The sequence below is a fragment of the Pseudomonas sp. Ps21-P2 genome, assembly GCF_039672565.1.
Taxonomy (GTDB): domain Bacteria; phylum Pseudomonadota; class Gammaproteobacteria; order Pseudomonadales; family Pseudomonadaceae; genus Aquipseudomonas.
This window is the reverse complement of sequence record NZ_JBDFPL010000006.1, coordinates 165,829-181,214: the sequence shown is the minus strand read 5'-3', so window position 1 is coordinate 181,214 and position 15,386 is coordinate 165,829. Positions and strand designations below refer to the sequence as shown.

The window sequence follows — 15,386 nt, the reverse complement described above, 5'->3', positions numbered from 1 at the left end:
TTCTCATGCGAAATGTGAAGCGTCTGATCTTTCTGGCTATCGCCCTGTTGATCGCAGCGGTGATTGTCGTATTTGTGCTGGAAAACCAGCAGAACGTCGCCTTGGTGTTCTTTGGCTGGAATGCACCCGAGCTGCCGTTCGCCGTGCCGGTGATCTTTGCATTGCTGGTGGGCATGTTGATTGGCCCCCTGTTGGTTTCAGTCGCGCGTCTGCGCAGGAAACCCAAGGCGTCACGTCTACCCTGATAGAATCCCTGCGCGCCAGACACCTCAACGCTTGCGTTGAAGATAATTACAAGCGCACCTATAACTAATCTCCTTTTTCAATGCCTAACCCACGCCTCAAGCTTTCAGGCGCGAGGGTTGCGTGCAGTTCATCATTCGAGCTGCTTCTACTGAACAGAGGAACCTTCGGGTTTTTTCGTCGCATAGGTTTTTACACATGAATTCCGACTATCCCGCTCTTCAGACTCGCTGTTTCAAGGCCTACGACATCCGTGGTCAGGTACCCAATGACCTTGATGATGACATTGCTTACCGCATCGGCCGGTCCATGGTGGTTGAACTGGGTGCCAAAAATATCGTAGTGGGCCGAGACATGCGTCTTGAAAGCCCGGCCCTGGCTCAGGCGTTGATCAAGGGAATCCAAGAAGCCGGCGCGGATGTCATCGACATCGGCCTGTGCGGCACCGAAGAAGTCTACTTCGCCACCAGCCACTACGATGCAGACGGCGGCGTGATGGTCACGGCCAGTCATAACCCGAAGGGTTATAACGGCATGAAACTGGTCCAGAAATCGTCACGTCCCATTAGTGGTGATACAGGCCTTGATGCCATTCGCCAGCGCGTGGATGCGGGCGACTTCGGTCAAGTGGCCGCTCAGCACGGCAGCGTCCAGTCCAAGCCGGACAAGACCGCCTACATCGAGCACCTGCTGACCTACGTCAAAGGTGCCGACCTTCGTCCATTGAAGATCCTCGCCGATCCGGGCAATGGCGCCGTCGGTCCCGCACTGGACGCGATCCGCTCCCAGCTCCCGTTCGAGTGGGTGATCATCAACGCCGAACCGGATGGCAACTTCCCCAATGGCGTGCCGAACCCGCTGCTGCCGGAAAACCGCAGCATCACCCGCGACGCGCTGCTCAAGCACGGCTGCGATCTGGGCTTGGCGTGGGACGGCGATTTCGACCGCTGCTTCTTCTTTGACGAGCAAGGCCGTTTCGTCGAGGGCTACTACCTGGTGGGCCTGCTGGCCGAAATGCTGCTCAAGCAACACCCGGGTTCGAAAATCATTCACGACCCGCGCCTGACCTGGAACACCATCGATCAGGTCAAGCAGGCGGGCGGTACGCCAGTGCTGTGCAAAACCGGTCACGCGTTCATCAAGGAGCGCATGCGCCTGGAAGACGCCGTGTATGGCGGCGAAATGAGTGCTCACCACTACTTCCGCGATTTTGCCTACTGCGACAGCGGCATGATCCCGTGGCTGTTGGTCGCCGCGCTGATGTCGGTGTCGGGCAAGAAGTTCTCGCAGCTGGTTGATGAGCGGATGGCGGCCTACCCGTGCAGCGGCGAAATCAACTACAAGGTTGAAGACGTCAAATCCATCATCGCCAAGATCCTGGAACACTACACGCCGTCTTGCTCGAACATCGACAGAACCGACGGCATCAGCCTTGAGTTCGCCGAATGGCGCTTCAACCTGCGCGGCTCCAACACCGAGCCACTGCTGCGTCTGAACGTCGAGAGCCGTCGTGATCCAGCCCTTGTAGAAGCCAAGGTCAAAGAGATCGAAGCGCTGATCAACGGCAAGTGATGCACCGGGCGCGCGGTCCCGCTTGCTGATTGGCAGGGCCGCACGCCTATCGTCTACAATGGCGCCGCTATTTCGCAGCGGCCGTCATGATGGACGGCGAATTCTTATGTGCATGGATCGGATATGACCAGAAAAATCCTGGTAACAGGCAGTTCGGGATTTTTGGGAACAGCGCTGGTTGACCACCTTGCACACCTGCCCGACGCACACATTGTCGCGGTCAGCAGAGGGGCGACGCCCCATTCTTCTCCAAACGTGACGACGGCCATTGTTGCCGGGCTGACTGCCGACACCCCATGGCAGGAAGTTCTGCATGACGTCGACACGGTCGTTCACGCCGCAGCGCGGGTGCATGTCATGCACGACACCGCGGCCGATCCGCTTTCGCTGTACCGGGGGGTCAACACCCTCGGCACGCTGAATCTGGCTGAGCAGGCCGCCGCAGCAGGCGTTCGGCGTTTCATCTTCATCAGCACGATCAAGGTCAACGGTGAGTCCACCGCGGGGGGCGACTGCTTTCGTCCGGGCGACGCGCCCAATCCGAGCGATGCCTACGCCATCTCCAAGCACGAAGCGGAACAAGGCCTTCAGGCCTTGGCCAAAACCTGCGCGATGGAAGTCGTCATCATTCGCCCGGTGCTGGTTTACGGCCCCGGCGTCAAAGCCAACTTCCTGCAACTGATGCGCACGTTGCGCAAAGGCGTGCCGCTGCCGCTGGGCGCGGTGAACAATGCGCGCAGCCTGGTCTCGCTGGACAACCTGACCGACCTGATCCGCGTCTGCATCGATCATCCTGCCGCCGCGAATCAGGTCTTTCTGGTCAGCGATGGCCAGGACCTCTCCACGACCGAACTGGCCAGCCGCCTCAAGGCGCAGATGGGGACATCCGGTTGGCTCATTCCCGTACCCGAATCCCTTATCATGCTCGGCGCCACACTGTTGGGTCGCAAATCGGCGGCCGAGCGTGTGCTGGGTTCGCTGCGCGTGGACATCAGCAAAACCCGCGAGCGGTTGCAGTGGCAGCCGCCGGTGTCGGTAGAGGACGGCCTCAAGAAGACCGTCGAGCATTTTCGGGTGACGGATCGAGCATGAATTATTGGTGGGTCGCAGTTGCGGTTGTCGTGTTTTCGTTTGCGCTGACGCATGTATTGCGACGCTATGCGTTGCACAAAAGCTTGCTTGATATCCCGAACGGTAGAAGCTCCCACACCCTTCCGACGCCAAGGGGCGGCGGCGTGGCGATTGTCATCAGTTATCTGGTCGCGCTGGTCTGGATGCTATGGGCGGGGCTGATGGGCCGCGACCTGTTCCTGGCCATGTTCGGCGCGGGCGCGTTGATCGCGGCGCTGGGGTTTCTCGACGATCACGGCCACATCGCCGCGCGATGGCGCCTGCTGGGGCATTTTTTCGCGGCGGCGTGGGCTTTGTTCTGGCTGGGGGGGCTTCCGGCAATCAGCGTGTTCGGCATGACCCTCGATCCGGGCTTGATCGTTAATGTGCTGACGGCGTTCTACTTGGTGTGGCTGCTCAATCTGTACAACTTCATGGACGGCATCGACGGCATTGCCAGCGTAGAGGCAATCTGTGTCTGCGTCGGCGCTGCGATCATCTACGCCCTGAGCGGTGTTGCCACTCTGGTGTGGCTGCCGATCCTGTTGGCGTGCGCCGTGGCGGGCTTTCTGTTCTGGAATTTTCCTCCGGCGAAGATCTTCATGGGCGACGCCGGCAGCGGATTCCTCGGCATCATGCTCGGTTGTCTGTCACTGCAGGGCGCGTGGATTTCCTCGCAGTTCTTGTGGGTATGGCTTATTCTCCTCGGGGTTTTCATCGTAGACGCTACAGTAACCCTCATCCGTCGGCTCGTTCGGGGCGACAAGGTCTATGAGGCGCACAGAAGTCACGCTTATCAATTCGCCTCGCGACGTTTTGGCAAGCACCTTCCGGTGACGTCCGCAGTCGGTGTAATCAATCTGTGCTGGCTGTTGCCGGTCGCTGTGTGTGTCGCCCGTTTCGGGCTGGATGGCGCACTCGGCGTGATCATTGCTTACGCTCCACTGCTCGCTCTGGCAGTCATCTTTAAAGCAGGGGCGCTTGAAAAGGGCTGAGCCCGGACATTGGCGCTGATGCTGTTGATCCGATTCCCCCGCGGGGCAGGAATCAATGGCCGGTGCAGGGGTCGACTGAAAGGAGTTTGAACGCGTGCTTGAGGGGATGATGGGAAAAATACGCACTTCGCTGCTGGCGCTGCCTCGCCGGCACAAGCGGATCATGCAGGTCGCCGCAGACGTCTGTCTGATCTGGTTCGCGTTGTGGATGGCGTTTGTCGTCCGCCTGGGCATCGATGAACTCATCAACCCCCTGGAAATCCATACCTGGCTGTTTGCAAGCGCGCCCGTTGTGGCGATCCCGTTGTTCATTCGTTTCGGCATGTACCGCGCGGTGATGCGCTATTTCGGCAACGACGCACTGATCGCGATCATCAAAGCCGTCAGCCTGTCGGCCCTGATTCTCGGGGTCGTGGTCTATCTCTACAGCAACCACCAGCATGTGGTGCCGCGATCGGTGATGTTCAATTACTGGTGGCTGAGCATGGTCATGATCGGTGGCCTGCGCCTGGCGATGCGTCAGTATTTTCTCGGTGACTGGTTTTCCGCCGCTCGCCATGTGCCCTTTGCAACCCGCGACGATGGCCTGCCAAAAGTCGCCATCTACGGTGCCGGCGCGGCAGGTAACCAATTGGTCGCTGCACTGCGCATGGGCCGGTCGATGCGTCCGGTAGCGTTCATCGATGACGACGACTCGATCTCCAACCGGGTCATTTCCGGGCTGCTGGTCTATAAGCCCAAGCACATTCAGCAGATGATCGACGTCACCGGCGCCCAGGAAATTCTGCTGGCGATTCCGTCGTCGGCCCGAGCCCGTCGCCGGGAAATCCTCGGCTTCCTGGAAGGCTTCCCGCTGCATGTTCGCAGCGTACCGAATTTCTCTGATCTGGCGGCAGGCCGGGTGAAGGTGGACGATCTTCAGGAAGTCGACATCGCTGACCTGCTCGGGCGCGACGCCGTGCCTGCGCAAGAGGAGCTGCTCGAACACTGCATCAAGAACCAGTGCGTACTGGTCACCGGGGCCGGGGGGTCGATCGGTTCGGAGCTGTGCCGGCAGATCCTGCTGTTGAAGCCGACCACGCTGTTGCTGCTCGATCACAGCGAATTCAACCTGTACACGATTCTTACCGAGCTGGAGCGGCGGGTGGCCCGCGAGTCGCTCAAGGTCAAACTGCTGCCGATCCTGGGCTCCATTCGCAATCACGCCAAGCTGCTGGATGTGATGAAGACCTGGCAGGTCAACACCGTGTACCACGCGGCGGCCTACAAGCATGTGCCGATGGTCGAGCACAATATCGCCGAAGGCGTGCTCAACAACGTGGTCGGTACGCTAAACGCGGCCCAAGCGGCGCTGCAGGCGGGCGTGGCCAACTTCGTGCTGATTTCCACCGACAAGGCCGTGCGTCCGACCAATGTGATGGGCAGCACCAAGCGCCTGGCCGAGCTGACGTTGCAGGCACTGAGCCGGGAAACCGCGCCGGTCATGTTCGGCGACCGCTCCAATGTGCATCAGGTCAACAAGACGCGATTCATCATGGTGCGGTTCGGCAACGTGCTGGGTTCATCCGGCTCGGTGATTCCGCTGTTCCATCAGCAGATCAAATCCGGCGGCCCGCTGACGGTGACGCACCCGAAAATCACCCGCTACTTCATGACCATCCCGGAAGCGGCGCAGTTGGTGATCCAGGCCGGTTCCATGGGGCAGGGCGGCGACGTGTTCGTGCTCGACATGGGCGAGCCGGTGCGCATCATCGAGCTGGCCGAGAAGATGGTGCACCTGTCGGGCCTGAGCATCCGCTCGGAGCACAATCCCCAGGGCGACATTGCCATTGAGTTCACCGGTCTGCGGCCTGGCGAGAAGCTCTATGAGGAGCTATTGATCGGCAACAACGTGGCGGCGACTCGCCACCCGATGATCATGAGCGCGCAGGAAGACTTTCTGTCGTGGGACATCTTCAAGCAGAGCCTCTCGCAGCTGCTCAAGGCACTGGACGACGACGATTACACCCGCGTTCGGCAGATCCTCGGCGACACCGTCGCTGGCTATGCGCCAGAGGGCGATATCGTCGACTGGATTCATCAGCAGCGTCGCCGGGAACCGTAGACGCTCGCGTTCCGGAAACCTTTTCTTACGCAGCGACATGGGGCACTGCAACCGGCGCGAGGCCCGGCGGTACGGGGCCTGCGAGTCGATACATATCCGGTCACCGATCCCTGCGTTGACGGTCTGTCGCCATCGGCTAGGTTTGGGAAGCAGCTCAGGAATGCTGCTTCCACTTACGATGCCCATGGAGCATGACTCATGCGTACTTCTTATCTGTCCTCCCTGATCTTCGCGCTGCTGGCGGGTACGTCCCTCGCTGTGACTGCCGCGCCTTCTGCCACCCCTGCCGTCACCCCGGCAGACGCCACCCAACCTGCCATTTCCGCGCCAGCGGGTGCGCAGGGCTCAAAGGTTAATCTTAACGCCGCGAGTGCGGAAACCCTTCAGAAAGAGCTGTCCGGGATTGGCGCAGCCAAAGCCAACGCCATCGTTGCTTACCGTGAAGAACACGGCGGATTCACGGCCGTGGATGAGTTGATCGAAGTGAAGGGCATCGGCAAGGCGCTGCTGGACAAGAACCGCGACAAGCTGGCAATTGACTGAGACCCCATGAGCTCAAGGCCGATCTTTTGATCGGCCTTTTTTATGTCCGTCATGACTCCAGGCGCACCGTTTACCCACCAACATAGAAAAATGTCGACCGACATATTATTTTTTAAATTACGGGCGTAATATCCCTCCGCAGCTACGCTCACTTTCCCATGGAGAACGTTCATGACTACTCAGACTCAAGGCAAGGCTGTCATCACCGGCGCGTCGTCGGGCATTGGCTTCACCTATGCGGACCGCCTGGCGCAGCGCGGATTTGATCTGCTGCTGGTGGCCCGTGACCAGTCGCGACTGGAAGCACTGGCGACGGATCTGCGCGCAAAACATTCGATCAATGTCGAGGTGATCAAAGCCGACTTGACCCAGCCCGCCGATGTCAGCGTCCTCGAGCAGCGTCTGCGCTCGGACGCATTGATCACGCTGCTGGTGAACAACGCCGGAGTTGCGCTGAGCACGCCCCTCGCCGAATCGGATCTGGACGAAGTGGACCGCCTGATTCAACTCAACATCGTTGCGCTGACCCATCTGGCGTCCGCCGCAGCGTCCGGTTTTGCGGCGCGCGGTACCGGGGCGATCATCAATATTGCGTCCGTGGTGCCACTGTTGCCGGAGCGCTTCAACGCGGTGTACGCCGCCAGCAAGGCTTATGTGTTGAGCCTGACCCAGTCGCTCGCTGCCGAGATGAGCGAAAAGGGCGTGCAGGTTCAAGCCGTGCTGCCCGGCGCCACTCGCACTGAAATCTGGGAGCGCGCCGGTCTGGACATCAACGCCTTTCCGCCGGAAATGGTCATGGACGTCAACGAGATGGTCGACGCTTCGCTGGCCGGGTTCGATCAGAAAGAGCTGATCACCATTCCATCGTTGCCGGATGCCGCTGACTGGCAGGCCTTCACCCAGGCCCGCCTGGCACTGGGCCCGAATCTGTCGCTGCAGCACGCGGCGCAACGTTACAAAACGGCTGGCGCTTAACGGTGCCGGCGACTGCCAAAAATGAGGAAAAGGTGAACCCATGAGCGAGCGTCGCATCGTAGTGACGGGTATGGGGCTGGTGACGCCATTAGGCTCCGGCGTCGAAGCGGTATGGAAGCGATTGCTTGAAGGCCGCTCGGGCATTGTGCAGTTGCCTGAGCAGACGGTGGCTGACCTGGCAGGCAAGGTCGGCGGCCCGGTGCCGACCCTGGAGCAAGACCCTGAAGCCGGGTTCGACGCTGACGCCGCCGCGCCGCCCAAGGAGCAGAAGAAGATGGACCGCTTCATTCTGTTTGCCCTGGGCGCTGCGCAGCAGGCGGTCAAACAGGCAGGCTGGGCGCCATCGACTGAAGAGGAGCGGGAGCGTACTGCGACCATCATTGGCGCCGGCGTAGGTGGTTTTGGTGCCATCGCCGAGGCGGTTCGCATTACGGATACCCGTGGGCCGCGACGCTTGTCGCCGTTCACCATTCCTTCGTTTCTGGTGAATCTGGCGGCCGGGCATGTGTCGATCCAGCACGGTTTCAAAGGCCCGCTGGGCGCGCCGGTGACGGCGTGTGCGGCGGGTGTTCAGGCGATCGGCGATGCCGCGCGGCTGATCCGCAACGGCGAAGCGGATGTGGCCATCTGCGGTGGCGCCGAAGCCTGTATCGATCGCGTCGCCTTGGGTGGTTTCGCTGCCGCGCGGGCGCTTTCCAATGGCTTCAATGACACACCGGAGCGCGCCTCACGGCCCTTCGACCGTGACCGCGACGGCTTCGTCATGGGCGAGGGCGCGGGGATCATCGTCATCGAAACCCTGGAGCACGCACTCGCTCGCGGTGCAACGCCCATCGTTGAACTGGTCGGTTACGGCACCAGCGCGGACGCCTATCACCTGACGGCCGGGCCTGAAGATGGCAGTGGCGCGCGTCGGGCGATGCAGGCAGCGATTCGGCAGGCCGGCATTCAGCCCTCCGATGTCCAGCACGTCAACTCCCATGCCACGTCCACCCCGGTGGGCGACAAGGGTGAAATGGCGGCGATCAAAACGGTGTTCGGTGACCAGAATGGCGTCGCGGTGACGTCGACCAAATCAGCCACCGGGCACTTGCTCGGCGCGGCAGGCGGCATCGAGGCGATTTTCACGGCGTTGGCGATTCGCGATCAGATCGCGCCGATGACGCTGAATCTGGAGAACCCTGATGAGGCGGCGGCAGGCATCGACATCGTCCACGGCAAGGCACGCCCGATGGACATCGAGTACGCCCTGTCGAACGGGTTTGGCTTCGGCGGTGTGAACGCCAGCGTGCTGTTTCGTCGCTGGCATCCCTGAGCGGTGCTGAGACAAGCAAGACACTTCCCTGCCGCGAGAAGGGCAGGGAAGTGAGCGTCAGCCTTCGATCAGCTGCTTGAGCTGATCGCGGGTGGTTTCCAGAATTCGCTCGGCCAGCGCGGGATCTTTCGCGCTGCGCGCCAGTACCATCGCCCCCACCAGCCCGGACATGACCATCACGCTCTTGTCGCTGCTTTGCCCCTCGGCTGGCATGCCTGCTTCGAGGGTGGCGAGCATGCGGTTGATCAACTCGTCGGTAATCTCGCTCGGTTGCCCGCGCTGGCCCAGCTCGGACGCCATGGTCGGCAATGGGCAGCCCTTTTCCGGGTGATCACGATGGGCGCTCGACAGGTACGCATCGATGAACGCCTGGGTCGAACTGTCCTCGGCCATTTTCTCGGCACGTGAGGCGTACAACTGGTCAACAGCGCAGCGCAGCGACTTTTCGACCAAGTCGTCCTTGGATTTGAAATGGGCATAAAAACCACCGTGGGTCAGGCCCAATGCCTTCATCAACGGTTGCAAACCGGTGGCGCCGATGCCGTCACGGCGAAAGCGTGCGGCGGCTTCCTGAAGGATGCGCTGGTGGGTCTGGGCTTTGTGATCTTCGGCGTAACGCATGGAGCGAGCCTCCTGACTGTGGCTCTTGAAATGGTGATCGACATTTTTACACGTATGACTCGTCGACGCAGTACCCACGTTGTCACGCGCGTCGCCACCGGTCAGGAGGCCCCACGCCAGACGGCCTCACTCATGCGCAGCTATTTGGGACCCATCATCTTCGCCAGTGCCTCAGGCCGGGGCGCGCCTTGTTGCTGCTGAAGGTGTCCGGCCTCGTCCTTGTAGAAGATCGACGGGGTGGCTGACAGGCCCATGTCTTCCATCAGTTTCATGTTGGCGTCGAGTTTGGCCTGGATGTCTTTGGGAATGTTCTGCATGGCCTTGAGCGTGCTGGCTTTGCCCGCCTGTTCGTGGTTCTGCAAGGCCGCTTCCGGGTTCGCGTCGGCCAGGAGGCTCGCGGCTTTGGCGGCGCTGTCTTCGCGAATCACGCCGACCATGATATGACGCAATTGCACGTTGCCGGACTTCACCCAAGGCCGCGCCTGCTCCCAGAACAGGTTGCAGTACGGGCAGTTGGCGTCGCTGAACAGGTAGATGACTTTGGGCGCGGTTTTGGCGCCGTCGGCGATCCAGGTGCTGTTTTCCATGCGACTCCACATCGCCTCGGCCATCGGCCCATAGACCAGCTTCTGCAGGGGCGCGGTGCTCAGGTCCTCGCCCTTTTCATCGAACAGATTGCCGGCCAGCACGTGCGTGCCGTCAGGGGTCAGGTACAGCGCCATGCCTTGATTCTGATACTCGGCGGCATAACCCTTCAGCCCGCCCGGTGCGTCGAAGCTGCCTTTGATGGTTGCGCCCTTGGCTTCGAGCGCCTTGATCGGGGCGGGGAGATCTTCGGCGTGGACCAGCGCGCCTGGCAGGCTGAGCGAAACGGCGATGGCGATAAGCGCAGGGCGCATGAAGTTCATGGGGTGGTCCTTGCAGAGAGGAGGCAGACATGCGCTGATGCTGCGGGATGAGTGTGTGCAGCGCGTGCTCGGTTGCCCGATGCTGAGCAGCGGCGATTAACAGTCGATTAACCCTACGGGGCGCGTCGTGTCTGCGGCGGCTGGTGCATAATCCGCCGTTAATCCCTCTGCGCTTCAATCGCCTTTTTTTCGGGGCCGACCATGCACGTACTGCTTTGTGAAGACGACGACCTGATTGCCAGCGGCATCGTCGCGGGCCTCGACGCCCAGGGCCTGACGGTGGATCGCGTGGCCACGGCCTCGTCCGCGCGGGCGATGCTGTCGGCCGCACATTTCGACGTGATGATTCTCGACCTCGGCCTGCCCGATGAAGATGGCCTGAAGCTGTTGCGGCAGTTGCGCCAGCAGGGGGTCGAAATCCCGGTGCTTATTCTCACCGCTCGCGACACCGTGACCGACCGCGTCGACGGCTTGCAGGCCGGAGCGGACGATTACCTGCTCAAGCCCTTCGACCTGCGTGAACTCAGCGCGCGCCTGCACACCCTGGTGCGCCGCATGGCCGGGCGCAGCGTCAACGTGATCGAACACGGCGTGCTCAGCTACGACCCGAGCAGCCGGGAAACCCGCCTTGCCGGTCAGCCGGTTGATCTCTCCCGTCGTGAACAGGCCTTGCTGCAAGCGTTACTCAACAACAGCGGCCGCGTGCTTTCTGGCGAACAGTTAAAGGACTGCGTGTACGGCTTCGGCGACGAAGTCGAGAGCAACGCCCTTAACGTTCACATTCACCACCTGCGGCGCAAACTGGGCGGCCGGATCATCGAAACCGTCCGCGGTCTGGGCTATCGCCTCGGCCCGGCCGGCCTTGATTCGGAGTCAGCGCCATGATGAGCCTGCGCACGCGGCTGAGTCTGATCCTGGGCTCGGCGTTCATCCTGATCTGGGTGCTGGCCGCAGCGTGGATGCTGAGGGACTTGCGCACGCAGATGATGCAATCCCTCGATCAACGCCTTGAGGCCTCGGCGCGCATGGTGGCCGGGCTGCTCGAACAGATGCAGATGCCCACCGGCAGTGAAACCCGCTCGCTGCGGGCCGACGATCCGGCGCTGCCCAGTGGCATGGCCTGTCAGCTGAGTTCCCTGCGCGGGCAGGTCCTGGCGCGCACCGACAGCTCGCCGAGTGAACCGCTGAAGGCCGACGCCAGCGGCTTCCATGACCAGATGATCAACGGCGACCACTGGCGCGTGTACACGATGATGCATGACAACGTGCGGGTGACGACCGCCGACCGGCAGATCGAGCGCGACGTGCTGGGGCATTCGGTGCTCCTGGCGGCGTCGGTGCCGGTGCTGGTCGCGCTGTTCGGCAGTCTGGCGCTGGTCTGGTTCGGCATCGGCCGGGGGCTGGCGCCGCTCAACCGCATGCGCGACGCCTTGAATCGCCACAGCGCCGACTCGGTCGAACCGCTGGACGTGCCGAACCTGCCCAGTGAGTTGCAGCCACTGCTGGTCAGCCAGAATCAGCTGTTTCAGCGCATCGCCCAGACCCTCGAGCGCGAGCGGCGGCTGACCGGGGACGCTGCCCATGAACTGCGCAGCCCGCTCACGGCCATCAAGACCCATCTGCAAGTGGCGCGCATGACCGACGGCCAGAAGCGTGACACGGCGCTGGCCCATGCGGAGGAGGGCGCCGACCGGATGCATCGCACCCTCGAACAGCTGCTGCTGTTGGCGCGGGTCGAGGGCAGCCTGTCGTTTGACGACGGAGTGCAGTGCGACGCCGAGCAGGTCGCGCGGCTGGCCATCCACGATGCCAGTCACGGCGACGAACAGCGCATCGAACTGATCCTGCCGTCGCAGTTGTCCCGCGCCGCCGTGCAGATGCCGGCGGCACTGGCGGTCGCCGCGTTGCGCAATCTGCTGGACAACGCGCTGCGCCACAGCCAGGCCGATGCGAAGGTGGAACTGAGTGTCGAAACCTTCGACGGGCAGGCCCATTTCCGCGTTCGCGATCACGGCCCCGGCATTCCCGAGCCGGACCTGGACAAGCTCACCCAGCGCTTCTGGCGCAACGGCAAGAGCCCCGGCGCCGGGCTGGGATTGGCGATTGTTCAGGCCATTGTTCAGCGTTGCGCGTGCTCGCTGCGCTTTGACAGCCGTCACGACGGTTTGCGGGTGGAGCTGAGCATGCCGTTGCGGCGGGATGTCGCAGGCGAGTGACGTGTGGGAAGGGTCTGAAAGTGGAGTCGGCCGACGTTGGACGTCAGGCCGAGGGTTTGCTGAATGTTCGCTACTCCGGCATGGCCGAAGAGTGGTGGGAGGTAATCAGCCATTGGTTATTCACAAGTGCGTAAGTAAAGGTGTACCGCGCCTGGACTTCTGAATTGTCGCTGAAACGAAACGTGTAAAGGCCGGTATCGATTGCGCTATTGCAACTTGTAATAACAGTGCTGCTGTCGAGGGTGCCGACCGGTTTGTTTTTAAGGAAGTGATTGAAGTAATCGACTTTGCCGGCAAGATCTGTTCTGGGCTGGTTGGAGAGGGTCGGCAACAGCACGGCGTCTGGCGTGTAGTTCGCGGCGACCTTTCCGGAATCGCCAGTCTGCAGTGCGTTGTTCCAGCGGTCGAACAGGATTTTCGCTTGTTGCTCATCAAGTGTTGCGCATTGTGCGGGAGCGTTGTTTGCACTCGCGTAAGTGCTTGCAGTGAGAAACGTGATGACGGCAAAAGTCTTGAGCACGCGTTACCTTCCATGGGCGGTTGAATGTGGGTCGAGAGCCTAATGGAGGGTTAACGGAAGTTGTACTCCCATGGATTTACAATACGTTTCGCACACTAATTCGTCCGTTTTCGGTGTGGGAATTGTCTGGTTTGTTAGGTAAGAAGCGTTGCTGATTTGTGCAGGAAGTTAAGCGGGTTTGTAACTTCCATCATCCGGCCCCGCAGGCTTTTGGTCCGACAAGCCTTTGATTCTGCTCTCTAATCCCGGACAATCGCGCCCCTTTCCCTGTAGAGAACCGGTCAGGGGCGCCGACTGCCACGTTTTTCGACGCGCTTTTGACCATGTAGCTATCACCGGCAACGGAGAATCGACCGGATGAATGATCAGGCCAACAGCGTCGAACACACCGTCGACGCCGCACCCGCGAGCGTGACTACCTGGAACCGCAACGACACCACCTGGATGCTCGGACTGTTCGGCACCGCCATCGGCGCGGGCACGTTGTTTCTGCCGATCAACGCGGGCATCGGCGGGTTCTGGCCGCTGGTGATTCTGGCCCTGCTGGCCTTCCCGATGACCTTCTATGCGCACCGCGGGCTGACCCGGTTCGTGCTCTCGGGCCGGGATGGCGCGGACATCACCGAGGTGGTCGAGCAGCATTTCGGCAAGAAAGCCGGTGCCCTGATCACGCTGCTGTATTTCTTCGCCGTGTTTCCGATCCTGCTGATCTACAGCGTGGCGCTGACCAACACGGTCGGCAGTTTCATGGAGCACCAACTGCACGTGCAGCCGCCGCCGCGAGCGCTGCTGGCGTTCGTGCTGATCCTCGGCCTGCTGGCGGTAGTACGTTGCGGTGAGCAGATCATCGTCAAGGCCATGAGCCTGATGGTGTACCCGTTTATCGTGGCCTTGCTGTTCCTCGCGGTGTTCCTGATTCCCCACTGGAACGGCGGCATTCTCACCACGGCAAGCAGCCTTCCGGCACCTTCGGCGCTGCTGCACACGCTGTGGCTGGCGATTCCGGTGATGGTGTTCTCGTTCAACCATTCACCCATCATTTCGGCGTTTGCCGTCGACCAGAAGCGCCAGTATGGCGAGCAGGCCGAACCCCGCAGCGCGCAGATCCTGGCCCGTGCCCATCTGCTGATGGTGGTCATGGTGCTGTTCTTCGTCTTCAGCTGCGTGCTGACCCTGGCGCCGGAGCAACTGGCGGAAGCCAAGGCGCAGAACCTGTCGATCCTGTCCTATCTGGCCAACCATTTCAGCAACCCGACCATCGCGTTCGCGGCGCCGTTGATTGCATTCGTCGCGATCACCAAGTCGTTCCTGGGCCACTACATCGGCGCCAGCGAAGGCCTCAAAGGTCTGGTGATAAAGACCGGCCGCCGTCCTTCGCCACGTACGCTGGACCGGCTGACCGCAGGCTTCATGCTGGTGGTCTGCTGGCTGGTGGCAACCCTCAACCCAAGCATTCTCGGGATGATCGAAACCCTTGGCGGCCCGGTGATTGCGGCGCTGCTGTTCCTCATGCCGATGTACGCCGTGCGCAAAGTGCCCGCCATGCGCCGCTACGCGGGAAAACTGTCGAACGTGTTTGTGGTGGTGATAGGGTTGATCTCGATCTCGGCGCTGGTTTATTCGTTGATGCAGTGATCAACAATCGCAGTCAGGGAAGCGGCGAACATGGCCAATAGCGACACACTCGATTTTACCCTGCGCCCTGCCACGCAATCGGATGTGCTCACGATTGCGGTGTTGGGGATGCAGGTGTTCATGGATACCTATGCGACCGAGGGCGTGCGTGACGCCATCGCTCGGGAAGCGCTCGAGTCGTTCGCGCCCGAAACCATTTCTTCGATTATCGAGCGGCCTGACTCCATATTCCTGCTCGCGGAAGTCGATGAGCATCTGGTCGGCTTTACGCAGATCTGTCTGCAAACGGGTCACCCTCTGGTTAGCGACCAGCATGCGGCCGAGCTCAAGCGCCTTTATGTGCAGGAGCGATTTGCCGGGCATGGGATAGGGTGGCAGTTGCTCCGCAGCGCGGAACGTGAAGCAGCGGCCAGGGGCGCTTCAAAGATATGGGTGACGGTTTGGGCGAGGAACACCCGTGCCTTGCAGTTTTACCCTCGACAGGGCTACGAAGAAACCGGCATGGCGGTACATCGCCTGCAGGCTGAATCCCACCCAAACGTGTTTTTCTGCAAGTCGCTTAGCGTGTCAGGACATGTCCAGCCTGTGGTTTGACAGGGCGCCAGAGTGCGCCCCATGATCCTGCTCGT

At 61.3% G+C, this 15,386-nt stretch carries 15 protein-coding genes; 12 read left to right on the top strand and 3 right to left on the bottom strand.

Annotated features, from left to right (window positions below; all coding sequences use genetic code 11):
- Window positions 1–5 precede the first annotated feature (5 nt).
- The 8 genes from ABEH28_RS16745 (at window position 6) to fabF (ending at window position 8,857) form a co-directional block, all read left to right on the top strand.
- Window positions 6–245, top strand: a complete 240-nt coding sequence (locus ABEH28_RS16745; RefSeq protein ID WP_346630596.1) for a lipopolysaccharide assembly protein LapA domain-containing protein — start codon at window positions 6–8, stop codon at window positions 243–245.
- Window positions 246–441: 196 nt separating this feature from the next.
- Window positions 442–1,815: a phosphomannomutase gene (locus ABEH28_RS16740; protein ID WP_346630595.1), complete on the top strand. Its 1,374-nt coding sequence runs from the start codon at window positions 442–444 to the stop codon at window positions 1,813–1,815.
- 123 nt (window positions 1,816–1,938) lie between these two features.
- Window positions 1,939–2,907 carry an SDR family oxidoreductase gene (locus ABEH28_RS16735; protein WP_346630594.1) on the top strand — a complete coding sequence of 323 codons (969 nt, stop codon included), beginning with the start codon at window positions 1,939–1,941 and terminating at the stop codon, window positions 2,905–2,907.
- Complete coding sequence (locus ABEH28_RS16730; protein WP_192172812.1) at window positions 2,904–3,920, top strand: glycosyltransferase family 4 protein; 1,017 nt, start codon at window positions 2,904–2,906, stop codon at window positions 3,918–3,920. The genes ABEH28_RS16735 and ABEH28_RS16730 overlap by 4 nt, the downstream gene beginning before the upstream one ends.
- A 106-nt stretch (window positions 3,921–4,026) precedes the next feature.
- Window positions 4,027–6,024 (top strand): nucleoside-diphosphate sugar epimerase/dehydratase, encoded by a 1,998-nt coding sequence (locus tag ABEH28_RS16725; protein ID WP_346630706.1) that lies wholly within the window; start codon window positions 4,027–4,029, stop codon window positions 6,022–6,024.
- A 198-nt stretch (window positions 6,025–6,222) separates the two neighbouring features.
- Window positions 6,223–6,567 carry a ComEA family DNA-binding protein gene (locus tag ABEH28_RS16720; protein ID WP_192172811.1) on the top strand — a complete coding sequence of 115 codons (345 nt, stop codon included), beginning with the start codon at window positions 6,223–6,225 and terminating at the stop codon, window positions 6,565–6,567.
- 171 nt (window positions 6,568–6,738) lie between these two features.
- The gene (locus tag ABEH28_RS16715; protein WP_346630593.1) at window positions 6,739–7,542 is read left to right on the top strand and encodes an SDR family oxidoreductase; all 804 of its coding nucleotides are present in this window, start codon (window positions 6,739–6,741) and stop codon (window positions 7,540–7,542) included.
- A 40-nt stretch (window positions 7,543–7,582) separates the two neighbouring features.
- Complete coding sequence (gene fabF / locus ABEH28_RS16710; RefSeq protein WP_346630592.1) at window positions 7,583–8,857, top strand: beta-ketoacyl-ACP synthase II; 1,275 nt, start codon at window positions 7,583–7,585, stop codon at window positions 8,855–8,857.
- 57 nt (window positions 8,858–8,914) lie between these two features.
- Here the strand turns inward: fabF and ABEH28_RS16705 are convergent, their stop codons facing one another.
- Together ABEH28_RS16705 and dsbG are read right to left on the bottom strand one after the other, a co-directional pair.
- Complete coding sequence (locus ABEH28_RS16705) at window positions 8,915–9,478, bottom strand: TetR/AcrR family transcriptional regulator (RefSeq protein ID WP_346630591.1); 564 nt, start codon at window positions 9,476–9,478, stop codon at window positions 8,915–8,917.
- 140 nt (window positions 9,479–9,618) lie between these two features.
- Entirely contained in the window at window positions 9,619–10,377 is a 759-nt protein-coding gene (dsbG, locus tag ABEH28_RS16700; RefSeq protein WP_346630705.1) for a thiol:disulfide interchange protein DsbG, read from the bottom strand.
- A 210-nt stretch (window positions 10,378–10,587) separates the two neighbouring features.
- On the opposite strand from dsbG, the gene ABEH28_RS16695 reads away from it, so the two are divergent.
- Together ABEH28_RS16695 and ABEH28_RS16690 are read left to right on the top strand one after the other, a co-directional pair.
- Window positions 10,588–11,271, top strand: coding sequence for a response regulator (locus ABEH28_RS16695; protein WP_282367483.1), 684 nt, complete (start codon window positions 10,588–10,590; stop codon window positions 11,269–11,271).
- Window positions 11,268–12,602 carry an ATP-binding protein gene (locus tag ABEH28_RS16690; protein ID WP_346630590.1) on the top strand — a complete coding sequence of 445 codons (1,335 nt, stop codon included), beginning with the start codon at window positions 11,268–11,270 and terminating at the stop codon, window positions 12,600–12,602. The genes ABEH28_RS16695 and ABEH28_RS16690 overlap by 4 nt, the downstream gene beginning before the upstream one ends.
- A gap of 70 nt (window positions 12,603–12,672) precedes the next feature.
- Here ABEH28_RS16690 and ABEH28_RS16685 read toward each other — a convergent pair whose 3' ends face one another.
- Window positions 12,673–13,122: an SgcJ/EcaC family oxidoreductase gene (locus tag ABEH28_RS16685; protein ID WP_282367479.1), complete on the bottom strand. Its 450-nt coding sequence runs from the start codon at window positions 13,120–13,122 to the stop codon at window positions 12,673–12,675.
- A gap of 357 nt (window positions 13,123–13,479) precedes the next feature.
- Here ABEH28_RS16685 and ABEH28_RS16680 point away from each other — a divergent pair, with 357 nt between their 5' ends.
- Window positions 13,480–14,757, top strand: a complete 1,278-nt coding sequence (locus tag ABEH28_RS16680) for a serine/threonine transporter (RefSeq protein WP_282367477.1) — start codon at window positions 13,480–13,482, stop codon at window positions 14,755–14,757.
- Window positions 14,758–14,787: 30 nt separating this feature from the next.
- Window positions 14,788–15,351, top strand: coding sequence for a GNAT family N-acetyltransferase (locus ABEH28_RS16675; protein WP_192172802.1), 564 nt, complete (start codon window positions 14,788–14,790; stop codon window positions 15,349–15,351).
- Window positions 15,352–15,386 lie beyond the last annotated feature (35 nt).